Origin of the sequence: Rufibacter sediminis (genome assembly GCF_014269285.1) — a bacterium.
In the GTDB taxonomy this organism is placed as follows: domain Bacteria; phylum Bacteroidota; class Bacteroidia; order Cytophagales; family Hymenobacteraceae; genus Nibribacter; species Nibribacter sediminis.
The window spans coordinates 140,823-159,787 of sequence record NZ_JACOAF010000004.1 but is presented as its reverse complement, the minus strand read 5'-3'; the positions used below and the strand labels follow the sequence as shown (position 1 = coordinate 159,787).

Annotated in this window: 18 protein-coding genes; 12 read left to right on the top strand and 6 right to left on the bottom strand. The window is 53.6% G+C overall.

Annotated features, from left to right (window positions below; genetic code table 11):
- Positions 1-123 precede the first annotated feature (123 nt).
- From H7U12_RS02315 to H7U12_RS02305, 3 genes are all read left to right on the top strand, one after another.
- Positions 124-633 carry a GNAT family N-acetyltransferase gene (locus H7U12_RS02315; RefSeq protein WP_186632252.1) on the top strand — a complete coding sequence of 170 codons (510 nt, stop codon included), beginning with the start codon at positions 124-126 and terminating at the stop codon, positions 631-633.
- Positions 634-1,268: 635 nt separating this feature from the next.
- Positions 1,269-2,852 carry an NAD(P)/FAD-dependent oxidoreductase gene (locus tag H7U12_RS02310; RefSeq protein ID WP_186632249.1) on the top strand — a complete coding sequence of 528 codons (1,584 nt, stop codon included), beginning with the start codon at positions 1,269-1,271 and terminating at the stop codon, positions 2,850-2,852.
- Entirely contained in the window at positions 2,842-4,422 is a 1,581-nt protein-coding gene (locus H7U12_RS02305; protein WP_186632244.1) for a hypothetical protein, read from the top strand. The genes H7U12_RS02310 and H7U12_RS02305 overlap by 11 nt, the downstream gene beginning before the upstream one ends.
- Positions 4,423-4,709: 287 nt before the next feature.
- Here the strand turns inward: H7U12_RS02305 and H7U12_RS02300 are convergent, their stop codons facing one another.
- The 3 genes from H7U12_RS02300 to H7U12_RS02290 form a co-directional block, all read right to left on the bottom strand.
- A complete protein-coding gene (locus tag H7U12_RS02300) occupies positions 4,710-6,791 on the bottom strand; it encodes a ComEA family DNA-binding protein (protein ID WP_186632241.1) in 2,082 nt (693 codons plus the stop codon).
- Complete coding sequence (locus tag H7U12_RS02295; RefSeq protein WP_186632237.1) at positions 6,788-7,624, bottom strand: PorV/PorQ family protein; 837 nt, start codon at positions 7,622-7,624, stop codon at positions 6,788-6,790. Before H7U12_RS02295 ends, H7U12_RS02300 begins: the two co-directional genes overlap by 4 nt.
- 459 nt (positions 7,625-8,083) lie before the next feature.
- Positions 8,084-10,390 carry a S46 family peptidase gene (locus H7U12_RS02290; RefSeq protein ID WP_186632234.1) on the bottom strand — a complete coding sequence of 769 codons (2,307 nt, stop codon included), beginning with the start codon at positions 10,388-10,390 and terminating at the stop codon, positions 8,084-8,086.
- A 66-nt stretch (positions 10,391-10,456) separates the two neighbouring features.
- Between H7U12_RS02290 and yidD the strand changes: the two genes are divergently transcribed.
- From yidD to H7U12_RS02275, 3 genes are all read left to right on the top strand, one after another.
- On the top strand, positions 10,457-10,687 hold the full coding sequence (gene yidD / locus H7U12_RS02285; protein WP_186632231.1) for a membrane protein insertion efficiency factor YidD: 231 nt from the start codon (positions 10,457-10,459) through the stop codon (positions 10,685-10,687).
- Positions 10,688-10,865: 178 nt separating this feature from the next.
- Positions 10,866-11,609 (top strand): DUF4184 family protein, encoded by a 744-nt coding sequence (locus H7U12_RS02280; protein WP_186632228.1) that lies wholly within the window; start codon positions 10,866-10,868, stop codon positions 11,607-11,609.
- Complete coding sequence (locus H7U12_RS02275) at positions 11,606-12,043, top strand: nucleoside deaminase (RefSeq protein WP_186632225.1); 438 nt, start codon at positions 11,606-11,608, stop codon at positions 12,041-12,043. Before H7U12_RS02280 ends, H7U12_RS02275 begins: the two co-directional genes overlap by 4 nt.
- 80 nt (positions 12,044-12,123) lie before the next feature.
- Here H7U12_RS02275 and H7U12_RS02270 read toward each other — a convergent pair whose 3' ends face one another.
- Both H7U12_RS02270 and H7U12_RS02265 read right to left on the bottom strand, forming a co-directional pair.
- Positions 12,124-13,008: an NmrA family NAD(P)-binding protein gene (locus H7U12_RS02270; protein ID WP_186632222.1), complete on the bottom strand. Its 885-nt coding sequence runs from the start codon at positions 13,006-13,008 to the stop codon at positions 12,124-12,126.
- Between the two features lie 13 nt (positions 13,009-13,021).
- Positions 13,022-13,477 (bottom strand): nuclear transport factor 2 family protein, encoded by a 456-nt coding sequence (locus H7U12_RS02265; RefSeq protein WP_186632219.1) that lies wholly within the window; start codon positions 13,475-13,477, stop codon positions 13,022-13,024.
- A gap of 103 nt (positions 13,478-13,580) precedes the next feature.
- Here H7U12_RS02265 and H7U12_RS02260 point away from each other — a divergent pair, with 103 nt between their 5' ends.
- The 4 genes from H7U12_RS02260 (at position 13,581) to H7U12_RS02245 (ending at position 16,454) form a co-directional block, all read left to right on the top strand.
- A complete protein-coding gene (locus H7U12_RS02260) occupies positions 13,581-13,982 on the top strand; it encodes a winged helix-turn-helix transcriptional regulator (RefSeq protein ID WP_186632215.1) in 402 nt (133 codons plus the stop codon).
- Positions 13,982-14,623 carry a metal-dependent hydrolase gene (locus H7U12_RS02255; protein WP_194362493.1) on the top strand — a complete coding sequence of 214 codons (642 nt, stop codon included), beginning with the start codon at positions 13,982-13,984 and terminating at the stop codon, positions 14,621-14,623. Before H7U12_RS02260 ends, H7U12_RS02255 begins: the two co-directional genes overlap by 1 nt.
- 195 nt (positions 14,624-14,818) lie before the next feature.
- The gene (gene msrB / locus H7U12_RS02250; protein ID WP_186632212.1) at positions 14,819-15,400 is read left to right on the top strand and encodes a peptide-methionine (R)-S-oxide reductase MsrB; all 582 of its coding nucleotides are present in this window, start codon (positions 14,819-14,821) and stop codon (positions 15,398-15,400) included.
- A gap of 193 nt (positions 15,401-15,593) precedes the next feature.
- Positions 15,594-16,454 carry a hypothetical protein gene (locus H7U12_RS02245; RefSeq protein WP_186632209.1) on the top strand — a complete coding sequence of 287 codons (861 nt, stop codon included), beginning with the start codon at positions 15,594-15,596 and terminating at the stop codon, positions 16,452-16,454.
- Between the two features lie 112 nt (positions 16,455-16,566).
- Here H7U12_RS02245 and lgt read toward each other — a convergent pair whose 3' ends face one another.
- Entirely contained in the window at positions 16,567-17,394 is an 828-nt protein-coding gene (gene lgt / locus H7U12_RS02240) for a prolipoprotein diacylglyceryl transferase (protein ID WP_186632206.1), read from the bottom strand.
- Between the two features lie 202 nt (positions 17,395-17,596).
- On the opposite strand from lgt, the gene H7U12_RS02235 reads away from it, so the two are divergent.
- Entirely contained in the window at positions 17,597-18,610 is a 1,014-nt protein-coding gene (locus tag H7U12_RS02235) for an NAD(P)/FAD-dependent oxidoreductase (protein WP_186632203.1), read from the top strand.
- A 4-nt stretch (positions 18,611-18,614) separates the two neighbouring features.
- Entirely contained in the window at positions 18,615-18,938 is a 324-nt protein-coding gene (locus tag H7U12_RS02230) for a 2Fe-2S iron-sulfur cluster-binding protein (protein WP_186632199.1), read from the top strand.
- The last annotated feature ends 27 nt before the right edge of the window (positions 18,939-18,965 follow it).

The following is an 18,965-nucleotide window of genomic DNA, read 5'->3' as shown; positions in this document are numbered from 1 at the left end:
AACATTTTATACATTTGGTGAGGCCACTACCTACGGCAGAGTGTAGCAGGAGAGCGCCGCCGCTGCTTCATTACCTGCTGAACGCTGTCAAGCGCACGTTAGCCCCATTTTAGACACCTGTATATGGAAACCATCACGTCAATTTCCCTGCAACCGCTTCTAGCAAAACATTACCCTCAGGTGAAATCCATTTATGAACAAGGCATTGCCACCCAGAACGCCACCCTGGAGACCTCTGCCCCAGCATGGGAGAAATGGAACGAGGGGCACCTCTCCCACAGCCGTCTTGTGGCCCTTGCCCCTGATGGAAACGTGGCCGGATGGGCTGCTTTGAGTCCCGTTTCCGGAAGATGCGTGTACGGCGGCGTGGCCGAGGTCAGCATTTACCTGGGAGAAAACTACCGCGGGAAAGGCATCGGGCCGAGACTGCTCCAAGAACTGATTATCTCTTCGGAAGCCAATGGCATCTGGACCCTACAGGCCGGCATTCTGAAGGAGAACGAAGCGAGCGTAGCCCTGCACCAGAAATGCGGATTCAGGGTAGTGGGGCTGCGGGAGCGGCTGGGTCAATTGAACGGCCAATGGCGCGACACATACCTGCTGGAGCGCCGAAGCGCTATCGTAGGAGTTTGACTTTCACAAGGATGTTCGTTTCAGGCCTGTTTTCTGGAAAACAGGCCTGAAACGCTATCGGATGAGCTTCTGTTTTCCAGTACATGTAGCTCGAACTACTTCCTGCACCTCCTCTCCCACAGCCTACACGCCAAGCACTCCAGCAGAACCCCTGGCGCCATGATAGCACTGGTATTCCTCTCATTCCAAGCCCCTCCCCAACTACTTCCCCAGCGCTATGCCGGGCCGCTTCGCCTGAACGGTCTAGGAGGCGTGCCGAAGCAGGAAGTCGTGCACCGGCCGGGATTTCTCTTGCCGGAGCCAAGTCCCAGAGCTAACGCAAATGCAAGAAACGGAAGCGGTGTTTCTGAAGTGCTACCATCTGGAATGGGTGACAGGGCCGCCTCATCAGTCGGAGATCAGGCCAGATCACCACGCGTTGCAGCAGTATGAGCGCTAATTCAGTGAACACATCCGCTCTATTTAGAGGCTATTTCCCCGAAAACAGGCCCTAAACGGGATCAATTAGTTCTATTAGGCCAAGAAGCACGGCGCCCTTCCTGTGCTCTTGCTCTTTCTTCTGGCGGTGCATACATTTTGACAACTTTGGCAGAACCCCTTTTGCGCCTTATCTTTGAGAAGCTTATACTGCTTCTATGTCATCTCTCCCTACAGCTCTCATCATTGGAGCTGGTCCGGCTGGCTTAACGGCTGCCCATGAATTTCTGCAACAGACCCAAGTGCATCCCTACGTGGTGGAAGCCACGGACCGGATTGGTGGTATCTCCGCTACCATCAACTACAAAGGCAACCGCATGGACATTGGGGGGCATCGTTTTTTCTCCAAATCTGACCGGGTGATGGACTGGTGGCTCTCTATCCTGCCGCTGCAGCTAGAACCGGGACAGACCATCGGGGCTCTGAACTACCAAGGGAAAAGCAGATCCATTCCTATGGTTTCGGCCGCGGACCCAATAGCGGGAGACAATGTCATGCTGTTGCGCCAGCGGAAGTCACGTATTTTCTTTCGGCGGAAGTTCTTTGACTACCCGCTGTCGTTTTCGCTGGGCACCCTTTCCCAGTTAGGCATAGGCTGGTCCACCAAGGCGGTGTTCAGTTACCTGAAGCAGGTGGTACGCCCTATTCCGGAAGAAAAAAACCTGGAGGAGTTCTTTATCAATCGGTTTGGCAAGCATTTGTACCAGACCTTCTTCAAGGCCTACACAGAGAAAGTGTGGGGCGTACCCTGTCAGCAGATCAGTGCCGAGTGGGGCGCGCAGCGCATCAAAGCCTTATCCATCACGCAGGCGGTGAAACACTTTCTGCGGCAACAGTTCTTTTCGCCTTCGGCCGATTTCACCCAGAAGAAAACAGAAACCTCTTTGATTGAGCAGTTCCTGTACCCTAAGCTAGGCCCGGGGCACCTGTGGGAAGTCGTTACTCGCCAGATCCAAGAACGTGGTGGCGAGGTGCACATGCAGCAGAAAGTAGTGGGCTTGGAGGTACGAGAAAACAAAATCACCTCGGCCACTATTCAGGAAGTCTCCACCGGGGCCACGCACCAGATAGAACCTGCCTACGTGATTTCCACCATGCCCATCCGGAGCCTGGTCCGGGCCTTAGGTGACGTGGTACCCGCCGAGGTGCGGGAGATTGCAGAACACCTCCCCTACCGGAATTTTATATCCGTGGGTTTACTCTTGCACAAACTAGCTATCCAGACGCAGGACCATCACCTGATCCAGGACAACTGGATTTACATCCAGGAACCCGATGTGCAGGCCGGTCGCCTGCAACTCTTCAACAACTGGAGCCCCTACCTGGTCACCGATCCCGATAAAGTCTGGTTGGGTGTGGAGTACTTCTGCCAGGAAGAAGATGCCCTATGGCACATGTCAGAAGCCGATTTGCAGCAACTAGCCATTGAAGAGTTGGATAAATTAGGCATCATTTCCGCCGATCAGGTCATTGACGGCACCGTAGTCAAAATGCCCAAGGCGTACCCCGCCTACTTCGGTTCTTATAACGAGTTCCCTCAGGTGCAAGCCTTTCTGGACAGCATTGAGAACCTGTTTCTGGTGGGCCGAAACGGCATGCACAAGTACAACAACCAGGACCATTCCATGCTTACCGCCATGCTGGCCGTGGAAAACATTGCCGCCGGCAGAACCGACAAAGCAAATCTTTGGGAAGTGAACACCGAACAGGAGTACCACGAACAGTCAACCCATGAAAAGTAGTCTGCGCCTGAGCGATAACTCTTTTGCCTTGGTTTTCACCTTGGTTTATGCTTTACTATTAGCATATCTTCTTCCCTTTCATGAACTATGGGTGGACGAAACGGAACCTTGGCTTTTAGCTCTATACAGTGACTCCTATAGCGATCTCCTTTACAACAAAAGATTTGAAGGCCACCCTAATCTTTGGTATAGCTTGCTGTTTGTAATCACTCGGTTTACAGATAACCTACAAGCCCTTAAAATCACTCATTTCTTTTTTTCTGTTGGCTTTGTCTTTGTTTTTCTGCGGCATGCACCTTTTCACCGTATCATAAGGCTTCTCTTTTGCTTTGGATATTATGGCTTGTTCGAATATGGAATGATCAGCCGGTTGTATGCCCCAGAGCTGTTCACATTATTTATGATTTGCGCCTTTTACCCAAAGCGCTTTTCTCATTGGTACCTTTATATCTTACTATTAGTACTTAACGCCCAAACACACCTGTTTGGCTTGTACTTCTCAGGAATTATGGGCTTGTTTTTATTCTCAGAGAAGTTCAGACTCTGGGATAACATTCCATATCATCAAAATATTAGCTCAAGAAAATTAGTATTTGGTATTTCGCTCTGGATACTTGGATGCGGCTTCTCCTTCTGGAGCATTACGCATACGCTTGGGTTTGCGCATCCGCATCTGTGGGACCCTTATAAGTTCCAGCAGGCCTGCACCCGAATCTGGCAAGCCTTTTTCCCCGTTCCGGAGTTTACGTTTGATTTTTGGAATACCTCTTTTCTAAGAACCAAATATGAGATTCCCCTTTCATTACTTTTGTCAGTTCTGATCTTTGTGTTATTTAAGCCTAAAAAGCTCTTTGCAGCTCTTACCCTGTTATTTATTGCGCTGTTCTACTTCTTTGCTTTTCGGTTTGAATTATCACTGCGCCATCACGCTCACTTCTTTCTGTTTACAGTAGCTCTATTCTGGGTAGCTACCCACTACATTCCGTTCACTTCAAGCTTAAACCTTAAATCTGGACCTTCCTTTAATTGGCAAACCCGAGCCTTGCATTATCTGCTTCTGGGAGCAACCTTCACGCAGTTTTTAGCAGGCCTGTATGCCGTTAGCATGGATTACAAACATTCTTTTTATCCGGGAAAAGAATCTGCCAGCTTCCTTCAGAAATATTATCCCAACTATTTTCTGGCCACTACGCAAGAGTTTACCTCTTCCACTACAGGAGCTTATTTAGGGAAACCGATTTATAATTTATATAGAGGAGGATATACTACTTTCTATGAGTTAGACCCAAGTATTGATAATAAACTCACCCCCTATCAACACTTGCAATGGGCTAGAACATTGGCCCAAGAAACACAAAAAAGTATCATTCTAATTTCTGCCAGAAAAATTGCCATTGAGCATTTCCCTTTTCGTGTTAAACACCTGAAATCATTTGACCGAAACCAAATTGTAGCCCTGCCTCAATCTTTAAGTATCTATCTTTACCAAGTTGACCCACAGCCCTTACCTACTTCGTATTTTGTAGCAGGCACCCCAGTAGAGTTGGCTTCAACCGTTCACTTACCCTAAGAGCATAGTTGGAAGGTAAAAAAAACCATGCTCTTAAGCATGTGCCTTCTCTCCCAAACCAGCTATCTGTCCTCTGCTTTACGTTGCTGTACACGCTTATACTGGCGAGCCTCATGCCTTCCTGCGAATTTCAGTGTACGCCTTTGACAAACCAGCATCACGCCACCTTTACTTACAGTCCCGCTCCTTTTCCGCGGCAGGAGTTTGTGGCGGGCACTCCACAGATGCTTCCCTAAACACTTCCCCCTTCCTAAAACCCGTTTTGGTCCTCGTTTCCTGAAAACAGGTCAGAAACGATAGCGGGCTTGCACCCGCACATCGGTGCGTTGGGGGCCTTGAATCTGCTCCAGGCCAGAGCTGACGGTGTTTTGCCCCCGGTAGTGGGTGTGGCTGAGCTTGAACCAGAAATCCAGGTGGAGGGAGAAACGCTGTTGTAACAGGACGTACACGTGGGTGCCTCGGCCGGTGAAGACCGGAATGGAAAAGGCGTACAGCACATCCTGTTCGGGCACGTAGAGGCGGGTGTCGTAATCATCGGTGTCAAAGAGGGCGTACCGGGTGCTGAGGCGGGTATTCCGGCGCTCCCAACTCACATCCTGGGCCGCGAAAAAGCCCGTACGGCGGGGGCCGTTTTGCCGGAAACGGCTGGCCTGCACCCTGGACCGGAAACGGAACCCAAGCACCGGACTCACATCCAAGAGCAGCAGGTACCGGTGGGCGTGCGTATCGGTGACCTGCCGTAACGCTTCACCGGGTACGGTTTGGTTGCGGGCTTTGCGCTCATATTGGTACTGGCCGTAGAGCAGCGTGGTTTTGGAGGGCATGAACTGGAGACGCAGCAGGTACTCTTCCCCGGCAGAGGGCGCATCTACGCGGTACCGGAGCCACTGGAAAGCGAAGCGGTCATAGTAGCCGGTCAGTTGCCAACGGTTGCTCAGTTTCAGCTTCAGGCCCGTGTACAGGCCGCTTTCGTTCTGGTTCCGACTAGCCTCCCCGAAGGCCGCGCCGTACAACGTCTGGAAATCGCGGGCATAATAACGGTACAGCAGGGCCACCTCCACTTTCTCCGATAAACTCGCCAGCGCGCCGTTCACCGTGCCCACGCCCCCGTTACCAGACCGCGCCGTTTCCCCGAAGAAATTGAAGTTCTGCCACAGATAGCTGTAGTGCAGCCCCAGCGCCGTATTGCGGCTCCCGCTGAACGCGAACAGGTTGTACGGCTGCGGACGCGGCTGAAGCGGCACATCAAAGGACGTGCGCACCGCCGTAAGCCCCAGACTCCAGGTTTGCGTTGGATTCCGGTACGTGACGTCGCCGCCCAGCACCTGCTCCCGCGCCCGTTCCCGGTTGGCCAGTTCTGTGGGGGTGCGGTGCAGGCCCGAGGTCTGCAAGCCTCCCAGTGCCAGCAACGTACTATCCTCCGCCAGGGCATCGCCGGCTGAGGCATCCACCCGCCGGTTGGAATAGAAAAGCGTGGTTTCCAGCCGTCGCCAGCGATGGGTAGCGGCGGCGCCTCTAAAGAAATTAGACTCCAAGGTAGACGTGTGCGGCCGGATGCCCAGTTGGCTGCGCCGAACGGTGGTAATGGTTTCGCTGCCTTTGCCCACGCTCAGGCCGCTGGACAGCAGCAAACCCTGTCCGAACTGAAGCTGGTAATCGCCCATGGCGATGGTCTTGAACGCACCTCGGTCATACAGCTGGGCGTGCGCCGAAAGAAAATCGAAGCCGTAGCGCCGCTGGCCGGGGTTCCACGTGAACGCCTCGCCCGCGTCTTTCTCGGCGGTGACGCCAAAGCTGAAATCGCGCGGCTGGCTGAGGCGATAGCGGAAAAGGAATTTATCCGGAGAACCCAGGTAACGGGTAGTGGACCGGCCCTCGGGCGGGGTGTAGCCGCGGCGTTCCTGCACCGTGCGGTCGTAGCGGAGAAGCAGTGAATGGGTATCGGCGTTTTTCAGGCGTTCGCGCCAAGGTCGTTGGCCTATCTGTCCTAGCGATTGGATGGTCACGAACGGCAACACCCTGCGGATGCTCAGCAAATCAAACCCGGGAATGGCCTGCAGTTCATACAAACTCACTAGGCGGCCGTTGTCCTGAATATGTTGGAGGAGCGCGGAAATCTGGCCTTCGGAGAGGAGGAAAAGGCTGCGGAGTTCCTCGCGGGAGGCGCGGTTCAGGTCCAGCGGCTGGCGGTAGTACTGGAGCAGGGTCTCGTACATATCTTCGTGCGTGACAGTGTTTTCATCGTCCTGCTGCGCGAAGAGCTCCTGCACCAACAGCTCCACATCTATGGCCGGGCGCGGCACTTCCTGGGCACTCGCCACCTGTTTTAAGCCCAGTATCAGGAAAACAAGCCCAAAACAGCGTCTCATGGCTGCTGCTCTTTTTTCAGGACATACCCCACCGACAAGTAATTACTGAGGCCCAACTGGTGCTGCGCGCCCAGGGCATAGGCCACCTGAAACTGCTTGAACCGGACCTCTACGCCGGCCGTGCCGGCTCGGGTGCCGGTGTTGAACCCGGTGCGCAGGTGCAGCGACGGGAGCAGTTGGTACTCAATTCCGACTTTGACCGCCGTGGGGTACTCCAGTTCTTTTTCGGCTTCCAGCACCAGCAGCACTTTGGCGGCGGCCTGGTAACTCAACCCGATTTTCATGACGGTAGGCACCCGTTCGTCTTCAAATTCGGCGAGTTTGGCTTGGTTCAGGTTGTAGATGTGCGCCCCAAACGTGAGCCCCGGCACCACCTCAGACTGGAGGCCCATGCTCAACGCCACGGCTTTGCGGCTGCCCCACTCTTTTACCCTTACTTGCAGCAAATCGGCCTTAAAACCTAAGCGCACTACGCCCAACTGGTGCGCCAGACCAATGCCCAGCCGCTGCTCATTGTACAAGTCTCCCCCGAACCGCTGCACGTCCACCCCAAGGGTGCCCCATCGGACAGTTGGGAACACGGCCAGCAAACCTACCGTGGTGAGCTCTTTCAGGGAAAAACGGTTGTGGGCGTAGGCACCCAGCTCCAGCTGCTTCAAAGCCGCAATGCCCGCCGGATTGTTGCTCAGGGCCCAGACATCCGGCAAGGTTACTCCCGCTCCGCCCAGACTGACGGCTCTGGCTCCCACGGCGGCGTTATTGATTTGGCCTTGGGCGAAAAAAGAAGGACATAAAAAGGTCAGCACTAAGCTGTAGCGTAGCAGTTGGAGCATAGGCAGAAGAAGATGGACCGATGCTTCTACTACGAACTTCCATTTACAAAGTACTAGTTTATATGTATAAAATTCAAAAAATAATCTTCATTACATTATGCCATATGCTTTCCAGATGGGGTCGAAACAAAGGTGAGTACCAGAAGTTTGGAGAACACACGCATCCCCACTTTCGCTGCGGAGCAGCGAGGATAGTCCGGAGACTACCCGGCATCCGTAGGCACGAGTCTGGAGACTCGCGCCAGAAAGGGAAACAAGACCTCGGAGTTTCTGGAGGATCTGCGAGTGTCTGGGCCCAAGTTTTGGGCTTTTTTTCAGAAAACAGGCTCAAAACGCTCCTTTAATTCCCTGAGAAAATGGTGCTTTGAGCAGCCTTCTAGGTGATGAACCATAAAAAAACGCCCGGAGGAATTCTCCGGGCGTTTTGGGTTTATTTTCAGAAAAGAGGCCAGAAACGGCTTAGCTTTTTTGCTTCTTCGTTTCCTTTTTGATTTTAGTCTCGTTCTTTTTCTTCTTGATTTTAATCTGGCCTTCCGGCGTCTCCACCTCTACCTTGCCGTCCATCTTCACATCATTGATGGCGGGGTTGAAGGTGGTGTTGGGGTTGCCTTTGTCCACCAGCGTCATCTCGTTCACCAGGTGACCGGCACCGGCCAGTTTATCCATCACGAAGAGCACGTACTTGATATCTACGTTGATGCAGCGTTTGTACTCGGGGTCAAACACCAGGTCACCGGTCATGGCTTCCCAGTTGCCGTCGAAGGCCAGGCCGATCAGTTCCCCGCGACCGTTGATGACCGGCGAGCCGGAGTTACCGCCCGTGATGTCATTGTTGGTGATGAAGCCCACGCGCAGCTCACCGTCCTGTCCGTAGCGGCCGTAGTCTTTCTTGCGGTACAACTCCATCAATTTGGCGGGCACCACGAACTCGGGGTTGGTAGGGTCTTCTTTCTCCGCGATGCCCTGCATGGTGGTATAGTACTTATACTGTACGCCGTCTTTGGGCTCGTAGTCTTTCACGGTGCCGTAGCTTAAACGCAGTGTAGAGTTGGCGTCTGGATAGAACACTTTATCCGGGTGCATTTCGCGCAGACCAGCCACGTACAGGCGGTTGGCCTTACCCAACGCGGCGTTGTACTCGTTCAGCTTGGGCAGAATGTTGTCCTGGTAGTTGGTTTGCACGGCGCGCATGAACTTAAACGCCGGGTCCGTTTCCAGGGTCTTTAGCGTAGGATTGGCCAAAAACGCGTTGGCTTTGGCTTCCGAGGAAAGCAGGGATTTGCTGTACACATCGGCGGCCCATTTTCTGAAATCGCCTTTGTAGGTAGCCGTCAGGTCTTTGAAGATGTCGGCGTGCTGCGCTTTGGGCACATCGTTGTAGTACATCTGCATCAGCTCGGCGAAGATTTTCTGGTCAGAGGACTTCACGTAGCTCGCGTAGAACTCCTGGTTCATCTCTTTGTACGCCGATACCAGTTCCTGCAGTTTGGCTTTGTCTGCATTGCCGGCTTTGAGCAGGTTGTACAGCGGCGTGTATTGATAGGCGTGCGCGATTAACTGCGGCGCCAACGCGGCCTCGGAGCGGTAAATGGACGACAGATTGTACGTGCGCTGCCCGGCGTAAGAAGCGTTGATATCGGCCAGGGCAGTGCCGTACAGGCCTTTGCGAGTAGCGTTGCCGTTGGCCCATTCCTGGAAGGCTTTCTCCTCAGCGGCTTTCTTGTCCAGCGTTTTCATGCGCTTGATGCCTTCGTTCTGCCCGATGTAGTATTTGTAGTAGTTGCTGATGCTGGCGTAGTTGGAAGCCAGTTTCAGGCGGTCAGCGGGCGAGGCATCCATGGCTTCTTTCATCAAAGCCAGACGGCGCTCGCGTAATTTGATACGAGCCGGATTGGATTGCTCCACGGCCATTCCTAAACCAGAACCGGCCATGAACCGCGTGGTACGGCCCGGGAATCCGAACACCATGGAGAAGTCGCCTTCTTTCACGGGGCTCATGGACACTGGCAGGTGGTGCTTGGGACGATACGGCACGTTCTTCTCAGAATACGTGGCGGGCTTTCCGTCCGGAGACATGTACACCCGGAACACCGAGAAGTCACCGGTGTGGCGCGGCCACATCCAGTTATCGGTATCGCCCCCGAATTTCCCGATGCTCTCCGGCGGGGTTCCCACCAGGCGCACGTCAGAGAAACGCTCGTACACGAACATGTAGAACTCGTTGCCATTGAAGAAATCGCGCACGTAAGACACGTACTGGCCGTTGTTCTTGGCGGCATCGGCGATGGATTTGCTGCGCTCGGCTACCAGTTTGGTGCGCTCCTGCTCGGGCGTCTGCGGCGTGATGCCCTGCAATACCTGGCCAGTCACGTCTTCCATGCGCACCAGGATGTCTACGAACAGGCCTTCGTTTTTCTTTTCCTGCTGCTTGGTCATCGCCCAGAAACCGTTCTTCAGGATATCGTCCTGCGGGGTGGAATTGGAGGCGATGGCATCGTAGCCGCAGTGGTGGTTGGTCAGCAGCAAGCCTTCTTTAGACACGAACTCACCGGTACAGAACCCGCCGAACTGCACGATGGCGTCTTTCAGGCTGGCGTTGTTCACGTTGTAGATTTCCTCGGCGGTGAGTTGCAGGCCTTGCTTCTGCATGTCTACGTGGTTGAGGCGCTTGACCAGCAGCGGCAGCCACATGCCCTCATCGGCGTGAGCCGTCATAGACAAGCTCAGGCAGCCTAGGAGAAGTAAGCTATAAACTTTTTTTAGCATAACACATGTTAGTTAGAAAAGCCAAAGGTAAGGATTTGTGGCTTTTTTTCCCGAAACTAGCAGCATATGCAGGCAATCAACTGGTTTTTCAAGCACCTTTTTCTGGCGCTGGTGTGGGTGTACCGCTACCTGATTTCGCCGCTCACGCCGGGGAGTTGCCGCTTCACGCCCACCTGCTCGGGCTACGCGCACCAGGCCATTGTGAAGTACGGCCCCTTCAAAGGCGGCTGGATGGCCCTGAAACGGATAGGTCGCTGCCAGCCCTGGGGCGGCCACGGCTATGATCCGGTGCCGTAACCCGCCTCGGCTGAAATTATTAGTGCGTTTTAGGGGCGTTTTCTGAAAAAGAGGCGTAAAACAGGAGAAGCAACGGGCTCGGGCGAGAGGAACATTCCCGGGGAAAATTGATCAGCGGAAAGAATAGTTTGTATCATTTCACGCCATCTGCCCGTTAAGAGGTCTTAAGTTCACGCACATGCCGTTCACGTTTTCCCATCCGGCCATTGTCTTGCCGTTTATTGGCCTGAAGTACCGGTGGCGCTCCGCTACCGGCCTGATTGTGGGCAGCATGGCCCCCGATTTTGAGAAGTTCATCCGGATGAGCCTGCATGACCCGCACAGCCATACCTGGAAAGGCATCTTCTACTTCAACCTGCCCATGGGCCTTCTGCTCTGCTTTGTCTTCCACCTGATCGTCCGGAATACGCTCATTGACCATCTCCCCCTCTTTCTGCGCCGCCGCCTGAACCGGTTTAAGCGCTTTGACTGGAAACCGTATTTCAAAAAGCATTGGCCCGTGGTGATCGGGTCGTTGCTGATAGGCATTGTCTCGCACCTGGCCTGGGATTCGTTTACCCACAGCACGGGTCTGGGCGTGCGGCTGTTTCCTTTTCTGCTGGGCGAGGTGCTGCCGGAACCCTTCACCAGGTCCTGGTACTCGTTTCTGCAGCAGACCTTGTCCGTGGTGGGCGGTTTTGTGATGGCGATTTTCATCTATCAGCTTCCGCAGGAAAACCGACCGCTGGAGAAAAAGCCGTTCTGGGGCTTCTGGCTCATGTCTGGCGTGATTGTGTGCGTGGTGGTGGCGCTCTGGATTTTGGCCGGCGGAAAAATGAACCGCTACTACATTATGATCGCGGCGCTCTCGGCGGGTTTGCTAAGCTTGATAATTCTGCCTTTCTTGATCAGAATCAAAGAACAAATCTTATCCAGAACATGAACGAATTTTTGCAAGCGGCTTTAGAAGAGGCGAAAAAAGGATACGAAGAGGGCGGCATTCCCATCGGCTCAGTGTTGGTGCACCAGGGCAAGATCATAGGAAGAGGCCACAACAAGCGCGTGCAGGACGGGAGCGCCATTCTGCACGGCGAGATGGATGCGCTGGAGAACGCGGGCCGGCAACCGGCATCCGTGTACCGCGAGTGCACCATCTACACCACCCTGTCGCCGTGTTCCATGTGCTCGGGCACTATTCTGCTGTATGGCATTCCTGCGGTAGTGGTGGGCGAGAACAAATCTTTCATGGGCGAGGAAGAGTTGCTGCGCGCCCGCGGCGTGAACGTGACTGTGGAAGACAACCAGGAGTGCTACGACCTCATGCAACGGTTCATCCGGGAGAAACCGCAGGTCTGGAACGAAGACATTGGGGTATAAAACCCTACTGTTTTGGGGCTGATTTCTTAAAAACAGCCCCAAAACCAGGTACTGTCCTTTATGTTGTAACAGGCTATCTCTTACTTACGGCTCCCCGAAAGAAACTTATTCCTGATCATGCTTTGCAGGGTAGTAGGCGTGTTCACCTCCTCGGTTCTGGGCATCGCGTAAACTCCATTGGGGTCTCCTAAGGCCTTGTACAAATCCACCAGTTCCTGCTGAACATTCTCGTTTGCCCCATACTGCGCAAATTGGCTTTGGATGGCGTCATAGGTGACCTGCTCGTGCTGCACCGGCTTTCCTAGCTCAACAGAAAACAGGTCGGCTACTTCTGTTAGGGTCATATTTCTGGGCCCCAAGAGGTGCCTTGACCATTGCCCCGCCCAGGTATCATCTATGAGGTAAGCCGCGGCCACATCTCCTATATCATCGGTGCTGATGAAGGGAATGTCATGCTCCTGAGAATACGGGAATTCAAACACGCCTTTCTCCAGGATAGAATCTTTCTGCAACAGGAAGTTTTCCATAAAGTAACCGGGGCGCAGGAAAACCACATTCTTTGCAACGGCTCTGAAGGCTTTCTCCAGATCTCCTGCATACGTGATGGTTCCCAGGTTGTCTGCGGCACCAGCCCCAATGGACGAGATGACCACCACTCTGCTGATGTTATTCTCCCGGATGACCGCCGCCCCGGCAGCTGCGAACTCTGCGTACCACTGCTTTAAACTGGGAACATCAAGGTTGGGGGGCACCAGCCACAGCAATGCATCGGCTCCTCTGGTATGCGCCACCACCTCATCTGTATTTTGCAGGTTCACTTCAAAAGCAGCGGCATTCTCAATTCCCAGCTTCTTCAGGTTGCCCAGGTTACGCCCTAACAACACGACCTCATGGTTTGCTTCGGCTACTTTCCTGGCTGTACGGCTCCCTATATTACCTGCTGCGGCTCCAATTACTATTTTCATTTTCTGTTTCTCCTTATTTGTGGTTGAATGCTTCCTTGGTTTTCTCTGCTCCGCCAAATGCCTGTATGGCCAGTGTGTTCCAGTATTCTTTGTAGCGGAAGATTTTACCTTCTTTAAAAGTCACCACCATAAAGTAATCCTGCTGGTACAGTTGCCCGGTAGCGGGCACAACGGCTTCTCCGTGTGCTTCCATCAGCACGACATCGGGGTCTGTGGTCTGGTAGGTCTTCACGCCGCTAAACTCAATCACGGGCATGCTCTGTAAGGCGTGCTTCAGGTAACTGTGATACTCTGGCAGCGGCAGTAGTTCTGGCGTGCCCAGTGAATGGGCGTACGGAAACTCAATAGTTGCCTGTGGGTGAAACAAACGCACCACCTTGTCGGCTCCGCCGTTGAAACTCTCCAGCAGTTGCCGCAGTGTTTTCCCGTGGTCTGTTTTTGGCTGACTCGCTTTGATTTTTGTGTCCATAGCTCATTGTTTTTACCAAAGCTAGCGGCCCCGCAACTCAAAATAAAGTAGGCACTCAGAAGTGAAATACTTACCTTTAGGTAGAAATTGAGCGCTTTATACCATGGAGGCCGAAAAAAAATTAACAGAAATTTCTGTTTGGGAGGAAGCCCTGGAGAGAAAGTTTCATTTTGATGAAAACTGCATCCTGCAACAGTCACTTGACTTGATTGCCGACAAGTGGACCTTACTTATTGTGATGGCCTTGATGCAGGGAACCAAAAGAAACAGCGAATTACAAAAACAGGTGGTAGGCATCTCGCCTAAGATGCTGGCGCAAACGCTCAAAACTCTGCTGAATTATGGCATGGTTTCCAGAAAAGTGTACCCAGAGGTACCACCCAAGGTAGAATACAGCCTGACGGAACTGGGGAGTAGCCTGGCTGGGCCGTTAGCAGCTTTGTTTAGCTGGTCTTTAGAGCGGGAACAAGAGGTGCGCTCCATTTACAAGAACCAGAAGAAGTAATGGCGTATGCCTATGCGCACCTCCCTCAACTAACCCGTTTCTTTACACATCTTCTCCCCCTCAAAGCACCATTTATAGCGTCAGCGTTTGGTCATGCGGTGGTGGCCCTTACCCTGGGCAAAGACTATGCCCCTCAAGAAAACAAAACCAAGCTCCTGCTGCTGGGCACGTTCTGCACCATTTTTCCGGATGCCGATGTGGTCATGTTCAAGTTTGGGGTGCCGTATGAGCATTTTCTGGGGCACCGGGGCTTTTCGCACTCGCTGGTGTTTGCCGGTTTGCTGGGCATCGTGATCACGCTTCTTTTCTACCGCAGGAGTTCTCTGACCAGCCCGCGCGGACTGAGGCTCTGCGCTTTTTTCTTTCTCTGCACGGCCTCCCATATTCTGCTGGATGCCCTCACCAACGGCGGCCTGGGGGTAGCCGTGTTCGCGCCGTTTGACAATCAGCGGTATTTTCTGCCGTGGCGGACCATCCAGGTGTCGCCCATTGGGGCCAAACGCTTTTTCAGCCAGAGCGGTTTGGAAGTGCTCAAAAGCGAGTTTCTTTGGATCGGTCTCCCCAGTCTGGGCTTTCTGCTGCTGAGCCGTCTTTTCAAAAAGTCACATAGGAAAGCAACGCCCGTGCAGCCTAATCAATAACCATGGCTTCTTTGCGTTAAACATTCAAGTCAAAGGCGAGCGGTTGCGGGAGGTTTTCTGTTTTAAGTGCCGTTTGCTTAAAACAGGCGCTAAACGGCAGGTTACTTTGGCCGAGGCCCAAGACTGACAATCCATAAACTTTACGGCAACCGTATATGTTGTCACTGCACAGACTTGTTCCTTATTCGTATTTCCATGAAACGCCTGCTTCTTTTTTATTCCTTTCTGGTTTTGCCGCTGCTCAGTTGCCAAAGCGCCGCTGAAAAGACCACCCAGCAAAGCCCTGCCGCGGCCGTGCCGGTCTCCCTCCAGAACGATGTCGCGGACCCGCAGCAACCCAAGAACCCGTATTACTCCCGCACCGATACCACCAAACTGCACGTCTCTGACGCCGAGTGGAAAAAAGTGCTGCCTGAGGATGTCTACTATATCTCGCGCAAAAAAGGCACCGAGCGGGCGTTTACCGGCAAGCTCTGGAACTTCACTGGCCGCGGCACCTACTACTGCGCCGCCTGCGGCAACAAGCTGTTCAAGTCCGATGCCAAGTTTGCGAGTGACTGCGGCTGGCCCAGTTTCTTTGAGACCATCCGGAAGAACGCGGTGATTTACCAGGAAGACAACTCGCTGGGCATGGAGCGCATTGAGGTGCTCTGCGGCCGCTGCGACGGGCACTTGGGCCACTTGTTCGATGATGGCCCCGCGCCCACGGGCAAACGCTACTGCATGAACTCCATCGCCCTGAATTTTGAGCCCAACGGTGCTTTCCCGGCCAATTAATCGCTCCCAGATAATCCTTATGAAAAACTCCACTGCTGTTCCGGCGGTGGAGTTTTCGTTTTGAGCCGATTTTCGGAAAAACAGGCCTGAAACGCCTTAAATTCAGTTTCTGATAACCTGACGGCGGTCTCGTCGTTACATAAAGTTCTGGCCAAGCCAGAAAAGAACCTATTCTCACCTATAACCAGACTACATGAAACGTTTCCCCTACCTCCAATGGTCCGTGCTTTTGGTATCGTTAACGTTTGTTTTCAGCAGTTATCAGTTAACCCATCCCTCGGCCGAAACAACGGTCAATGCCTTAGCTAACACCTTGACGCAGCTGGCCAAACTGCCCAGCGCCGTGGTGGAAAGCTCTGGTTTGGAGCTAGCCGATCAGCCCAACACCTACTGGACGCACAACGATGCCGGCAATGCCCCCATTCTGTACAAAATCAATGAGCAAGGTAAGCTGCTGCAGGAAGTCACCGTTCCGGGCGCCACCAACACCGACTGGGAAGACCTGACCCGCGACACCCAGGGCAACCTCTACATAGGCGACATGGGCAACAACAGCAACAAACGCACCGATCTGCGCATCTACAAAGTCTCCCAGAAGAATGGTTTTAAACCGCAGGAGATCAAATTCACCTATGAAGACCTGCCCGCCGGGAAAATCCCGAAGGAGAACCGCAACTTTGACTGCGAGGCGTTTTTCTGGCACAGCGGCAAACTGTACCTCATCTCCAAAGACCGCGGCACTTCGCGCTACGCCAAGCTGTACGTTCTCCCCGATGCCGCTGGCACGCACACCGCCCGTCTAGTCAGCAAGAAAGAGCTACCGGGCATGGTGACCTCGGCAGACCTGAGCCCCGATGGCCGACATCTGGCGGTCCTGACCTACGGCAAGCTGTACTTGTACCCGGTAGCCAAAGGCTCTACCCAGTTTTTCGCGCAACAGCCCCATATCTTGGATTTGCCTAAAGCCGGGCAAGCCGAGGCGGTGCTTTTCAAAGACAACCAGAACCTGCTGCTCACGAACGAGGAAGGCAACCTGTTCCGGTTTTCGTTGTGATGCTCTTTCCACCGCGTATCAGGCGGTATAAAAAACGTCGAGGTCCCGCAGTAGTGTACTGCGGGACCTCGACGTTTTGGGGCTGTTTTAGCTAAAAGAGGCGTAAAACAGATTAGGCGATTACTTTCTTAGGCGTTCTGGGTTGTCTGGCTGCGTAGAATAGCACCGCAATGCCAATCAAAACCAACGGAATACTCAGCCACTGACCCATGTTCAGGGGCAACTCGTCTTCAAAGGCTTCCTGGTTTTCCTTCAGGAACTCCACCAGAAAACGGAACGTGAAGAGCAAAGTCACAAACAGCCCGAACAGCAGTCCTCTGATCTGCCCAGCGCCTCTTTTCCAGAGCGTGTACAGCAGAATGAACAGGAAGACGCAGAAAAGGCTCTCGTACAACTGCGACGGATGGCGCGGGTCCATGTACGCTGGCACGCCGTTGAACATCTCCGCGTTCCGCACGAATTTGAACGCCCACGGAACGTCAGAAGGACGCCCGATGATCTCCGAGTTCATGAGGTTCCCTAACCGGATGCAGGCGCCGCCCACGGCCACCACAATCACAATGCGGTCCAGAACCCAGAGGTAATCAAACTTGTATTTGCGGCAGAACAGGTACAGCGACAACAGAATCCCGATGGTGCCGCCGTGGCTGGCCAGACCGCCTTCCCAGATCTTGAAAATCTCAATGGGGTTAGACAGGTAATATACCGGGTCATAGAACAGGCAGTGCCCCAGGCGCGCGCCAATCACGGTGCCCACAATCATGTACATGGTTAGGATGTCTACGTCCTCATCGGTGCGGCCGTCTTTGCGGTAGATGTATTTCTCAATGGGTTGCGTGAGCACAAAGGCCATGGCAAACAGCAAACCGTACCAGCGTACCGTTACCGGACCCAAAGAGAAAATATCGGGAGAAACATCCCAGGTGATGAAGTTCAGCATGTAAAAACAGTTAGTGGGGCTAAAATTACAATTTAATCTAGGAGTGACAAGAATCACCTCATCACTTCTGCTTCTGAGGAAACACTTTACCCGAAAATGATGTTACTTTGTGGGCGCAAACCAGAAAGTGTAACGTTTGCGCGCGACCTATATTGGCAGGAAAGCCTGGAGCCAGACTGCCTGTATGCATTATAAACCATTTATGTCAACTGTAACTACTGATATCTGTATTATTGGCGCCGGGCCGGTAGGGCTGTTCGCGGTGTTTGAAGCAGGACTTCTCAAAATGAAGTGCCACGTGGTAGACGCCCTGCCCCAGGTAGGCGGCCAGCTTTCTGAGATCTATCCCAAGAAACCCATCTATGACATCCCAGGCTTTCCGTCCATCCTGGCCGGTGACCTGATCAAGAACCAGATGGAGCAGATCGCTCCCTTCCACCCCACTTTTACCTTAGGCGAGCGCGTGGAAGACCTGGAGAAGCTGGAAGACGGCTCTTTCCGGTTAGTGACCTCAGAAGGCACCGAGATTCTGTGCAAGGTAGTGGTGATTGCCGGTGGCCTGGGTTCCTTTGAGCCCCGCAAACCTGCCATTGACAACCTGGCCAACTTTGAAGGTGGCAAAGGCGTGAACTACATGATTCTGGACCCCGAGTTTTACCGTGACAAGCGCGTGGTACTGGCCGGCGGCGGCGACTCTGCCCTGGACTGGGCAATTTTCTTAGCCGATGTCGCCAAAGAACTCACCCTGGTGCACCGCGGCACCACCTTCAGAGGTGCTCCTGAATCAGCCGAGCGCGTAGCCAGCCTGGCCGAGGAAGGCCACATGCGCCTGTTACTGAAGTCTAACGTGACCGAAGTGCACGGCAACGGCAAACTGGACGCCGTGACCTTGGTGCCAGACGGCGCGGAGCCTTACCAGATAGAAACCGATTACTTTATCCCGCTCTTCGGGCTGGTGCCTAAGTTGGGCCCGCTGGAGAACTGGGGACTGGAACTGGAGAAATCGGCCATTGTGGTGAACACCGTAGACTACAGCACCAACATCCCGGGCATTTACGCCATCGGTGACATCAACACGTACCCGGGCAAACTGAAGCTGATTTTGTGCGGCTACCATGAGGCCGCCCTGATGGCCCAGAGCGCCTACTCCTTCATTTACCCAGACAAGAAATTCGTTTTGAAATACACTACCGTGAACGGAGTGCCAACCATGTAATGCCATGCAAGAAGACATCACCGTTTACGTAGAGAATGCTGCCGGCGAGCGCGTGGCCGTTCCCGTCCCCACTGACATGGGACTTAGCCTGATGGAAGCCCTGAAGGCGAACGAATTCGATATTCTGGCTACCTGCGGCGGCATGGCCCTCTGCGCCACCTGCCACGTGGAACTTCTGGAAGCCCCAGAACTGCCCGAAGCTTCTGATGACGAACTGTACATGCTGGAAAACCTGCCCAACCAGAAAGAGGGAAGCCGGCTTTCCTGCCAGATCAAAGTAACGCCAGAATTAGACGGCATGGTGCTGCGCCTGATGTCTGACCACTAAGCATTCCCTTTTCTTATTCTAAAAGCC

Coding starts and splice junctions, on each gene's coding strand:
- H7U12_RS02275 (WP_186632225.1), top strand. CDS start 11,606: ATGAACGAATTTTTGCAAGCGGCTTTAGAAGAGGCGAAAAAAGGATAC.
- lgt (WP_186632206.1), bottom strand. CDS start 17,394: ATGCTGAACTTCATCACCTGGGATGTTTCTCCCGATATTTTCTCTTTG.
- H7U12_RS02280 (WP_186632228.1), top strand. CDS start 10,866: ATGCCGTTCACGTTTTCCCATCCGGCCATTGTCTTGCCGTTTATTGGC.
- H7U12_RS02270 (WP_186632222.1), bottom strand. CDS start 13,008: ATGAAAATAGTAATTGGAGCCGCAGCAGGTAATATAGGGAGCCGTACA.
- H7U12_RS02235 (WP_186632203.1), top strand. CDS start 17,597: ATGTCAACTGTAACTACTGATATCTGTATTATTGGCGCCGGGCCGGTA.
- H7U12_RS02290 (WP_186632234.1), bottom strand. CDS start 10,390: ATGCTAAAAAAAGTTTATAGCTTACTTCTCCTAGGCTGCCTGAGCTTG.
- yidD (WP_186632231.1), top strand. CDS start 10,457: ATGCAGGCAATCAACTGGTTTTTCAAGCACCTTTTTCTGGCGCTGGTG.
- H7U12_RS02230 (WP_186632199.1), top strand. CDS start 18,615: ATGCAAGAAGACATCACCGTTTACGTAGAGAATGCTGCCGGCGAGCGC.
- H7U12_RS02315 (WP_186632252.1), top strand. CDS start 124: ATGGAAACCATCACGTCAATTTCCCTGCAACCGCTTCTAGCAAAACAT.
- H7U12_RS02300 (WP_186632241.1), bottom strand. CDS start 6,791: ATGAGACGCTGTTTTGGGCTTGTTTTCCTGATACTGGGCTTAAAACAG.
- H7U12_RS02260 (WP_186632215.1), top strand. CDS start 13,581: ATGGAGGCCGAAAAAAAATTAACAGAAATTTCTGTTTGGGAGGAAGCC.
- H7U12_RS02310 (WP_186632249.1), top strand. CDS start 1,269: ATGTCATCTCTCCCTACAGCTCTCATCATTGGAGCTGGTCCGGCTGGC.
- H7U12_RS02305 (WP_186632244.1), top strand. CDS start 2,842: ATGAAAAGTAGTCTGCGCCTGAGCGATAACTCTTTTGCCTTGGTTTTC.
- H7U12_RS02245 (WP_186632209.1), top strand. CDS start 15,594: ATGAAACGTTTCCCCTACCTCCAATGGTCCGTGCTTTTGGTATCGTTA.
- H7U12_RS02255 (WP_194362493.1), top strand. CDS start 13,982: ATGGCGTATGCCTATGCGCACCTCCCTCAACTAACCCGTTTCTTTACA.
- msrB (WP_186632212.1), top strand. CDS start 14,819: ATGAAACGCCTGCTTCTTTTTTATTCCTTTCTGGTTTTGCCGCTGCTC.
- H7U12_RS02265 (WP_186632219.1), bottom strand. CDS start 13,477: ATGGACACAAAAATCAAAGCGAGTCAGCCAAAAACAGACCACGGGAAA.
- H7U12_RS02295 (WP_186632237.1), bottom strand. CDS start 7,624: ATGCTCCAACTGCTACGCTACAGCTTAGTGCTGACCTTTTTATGTCCT.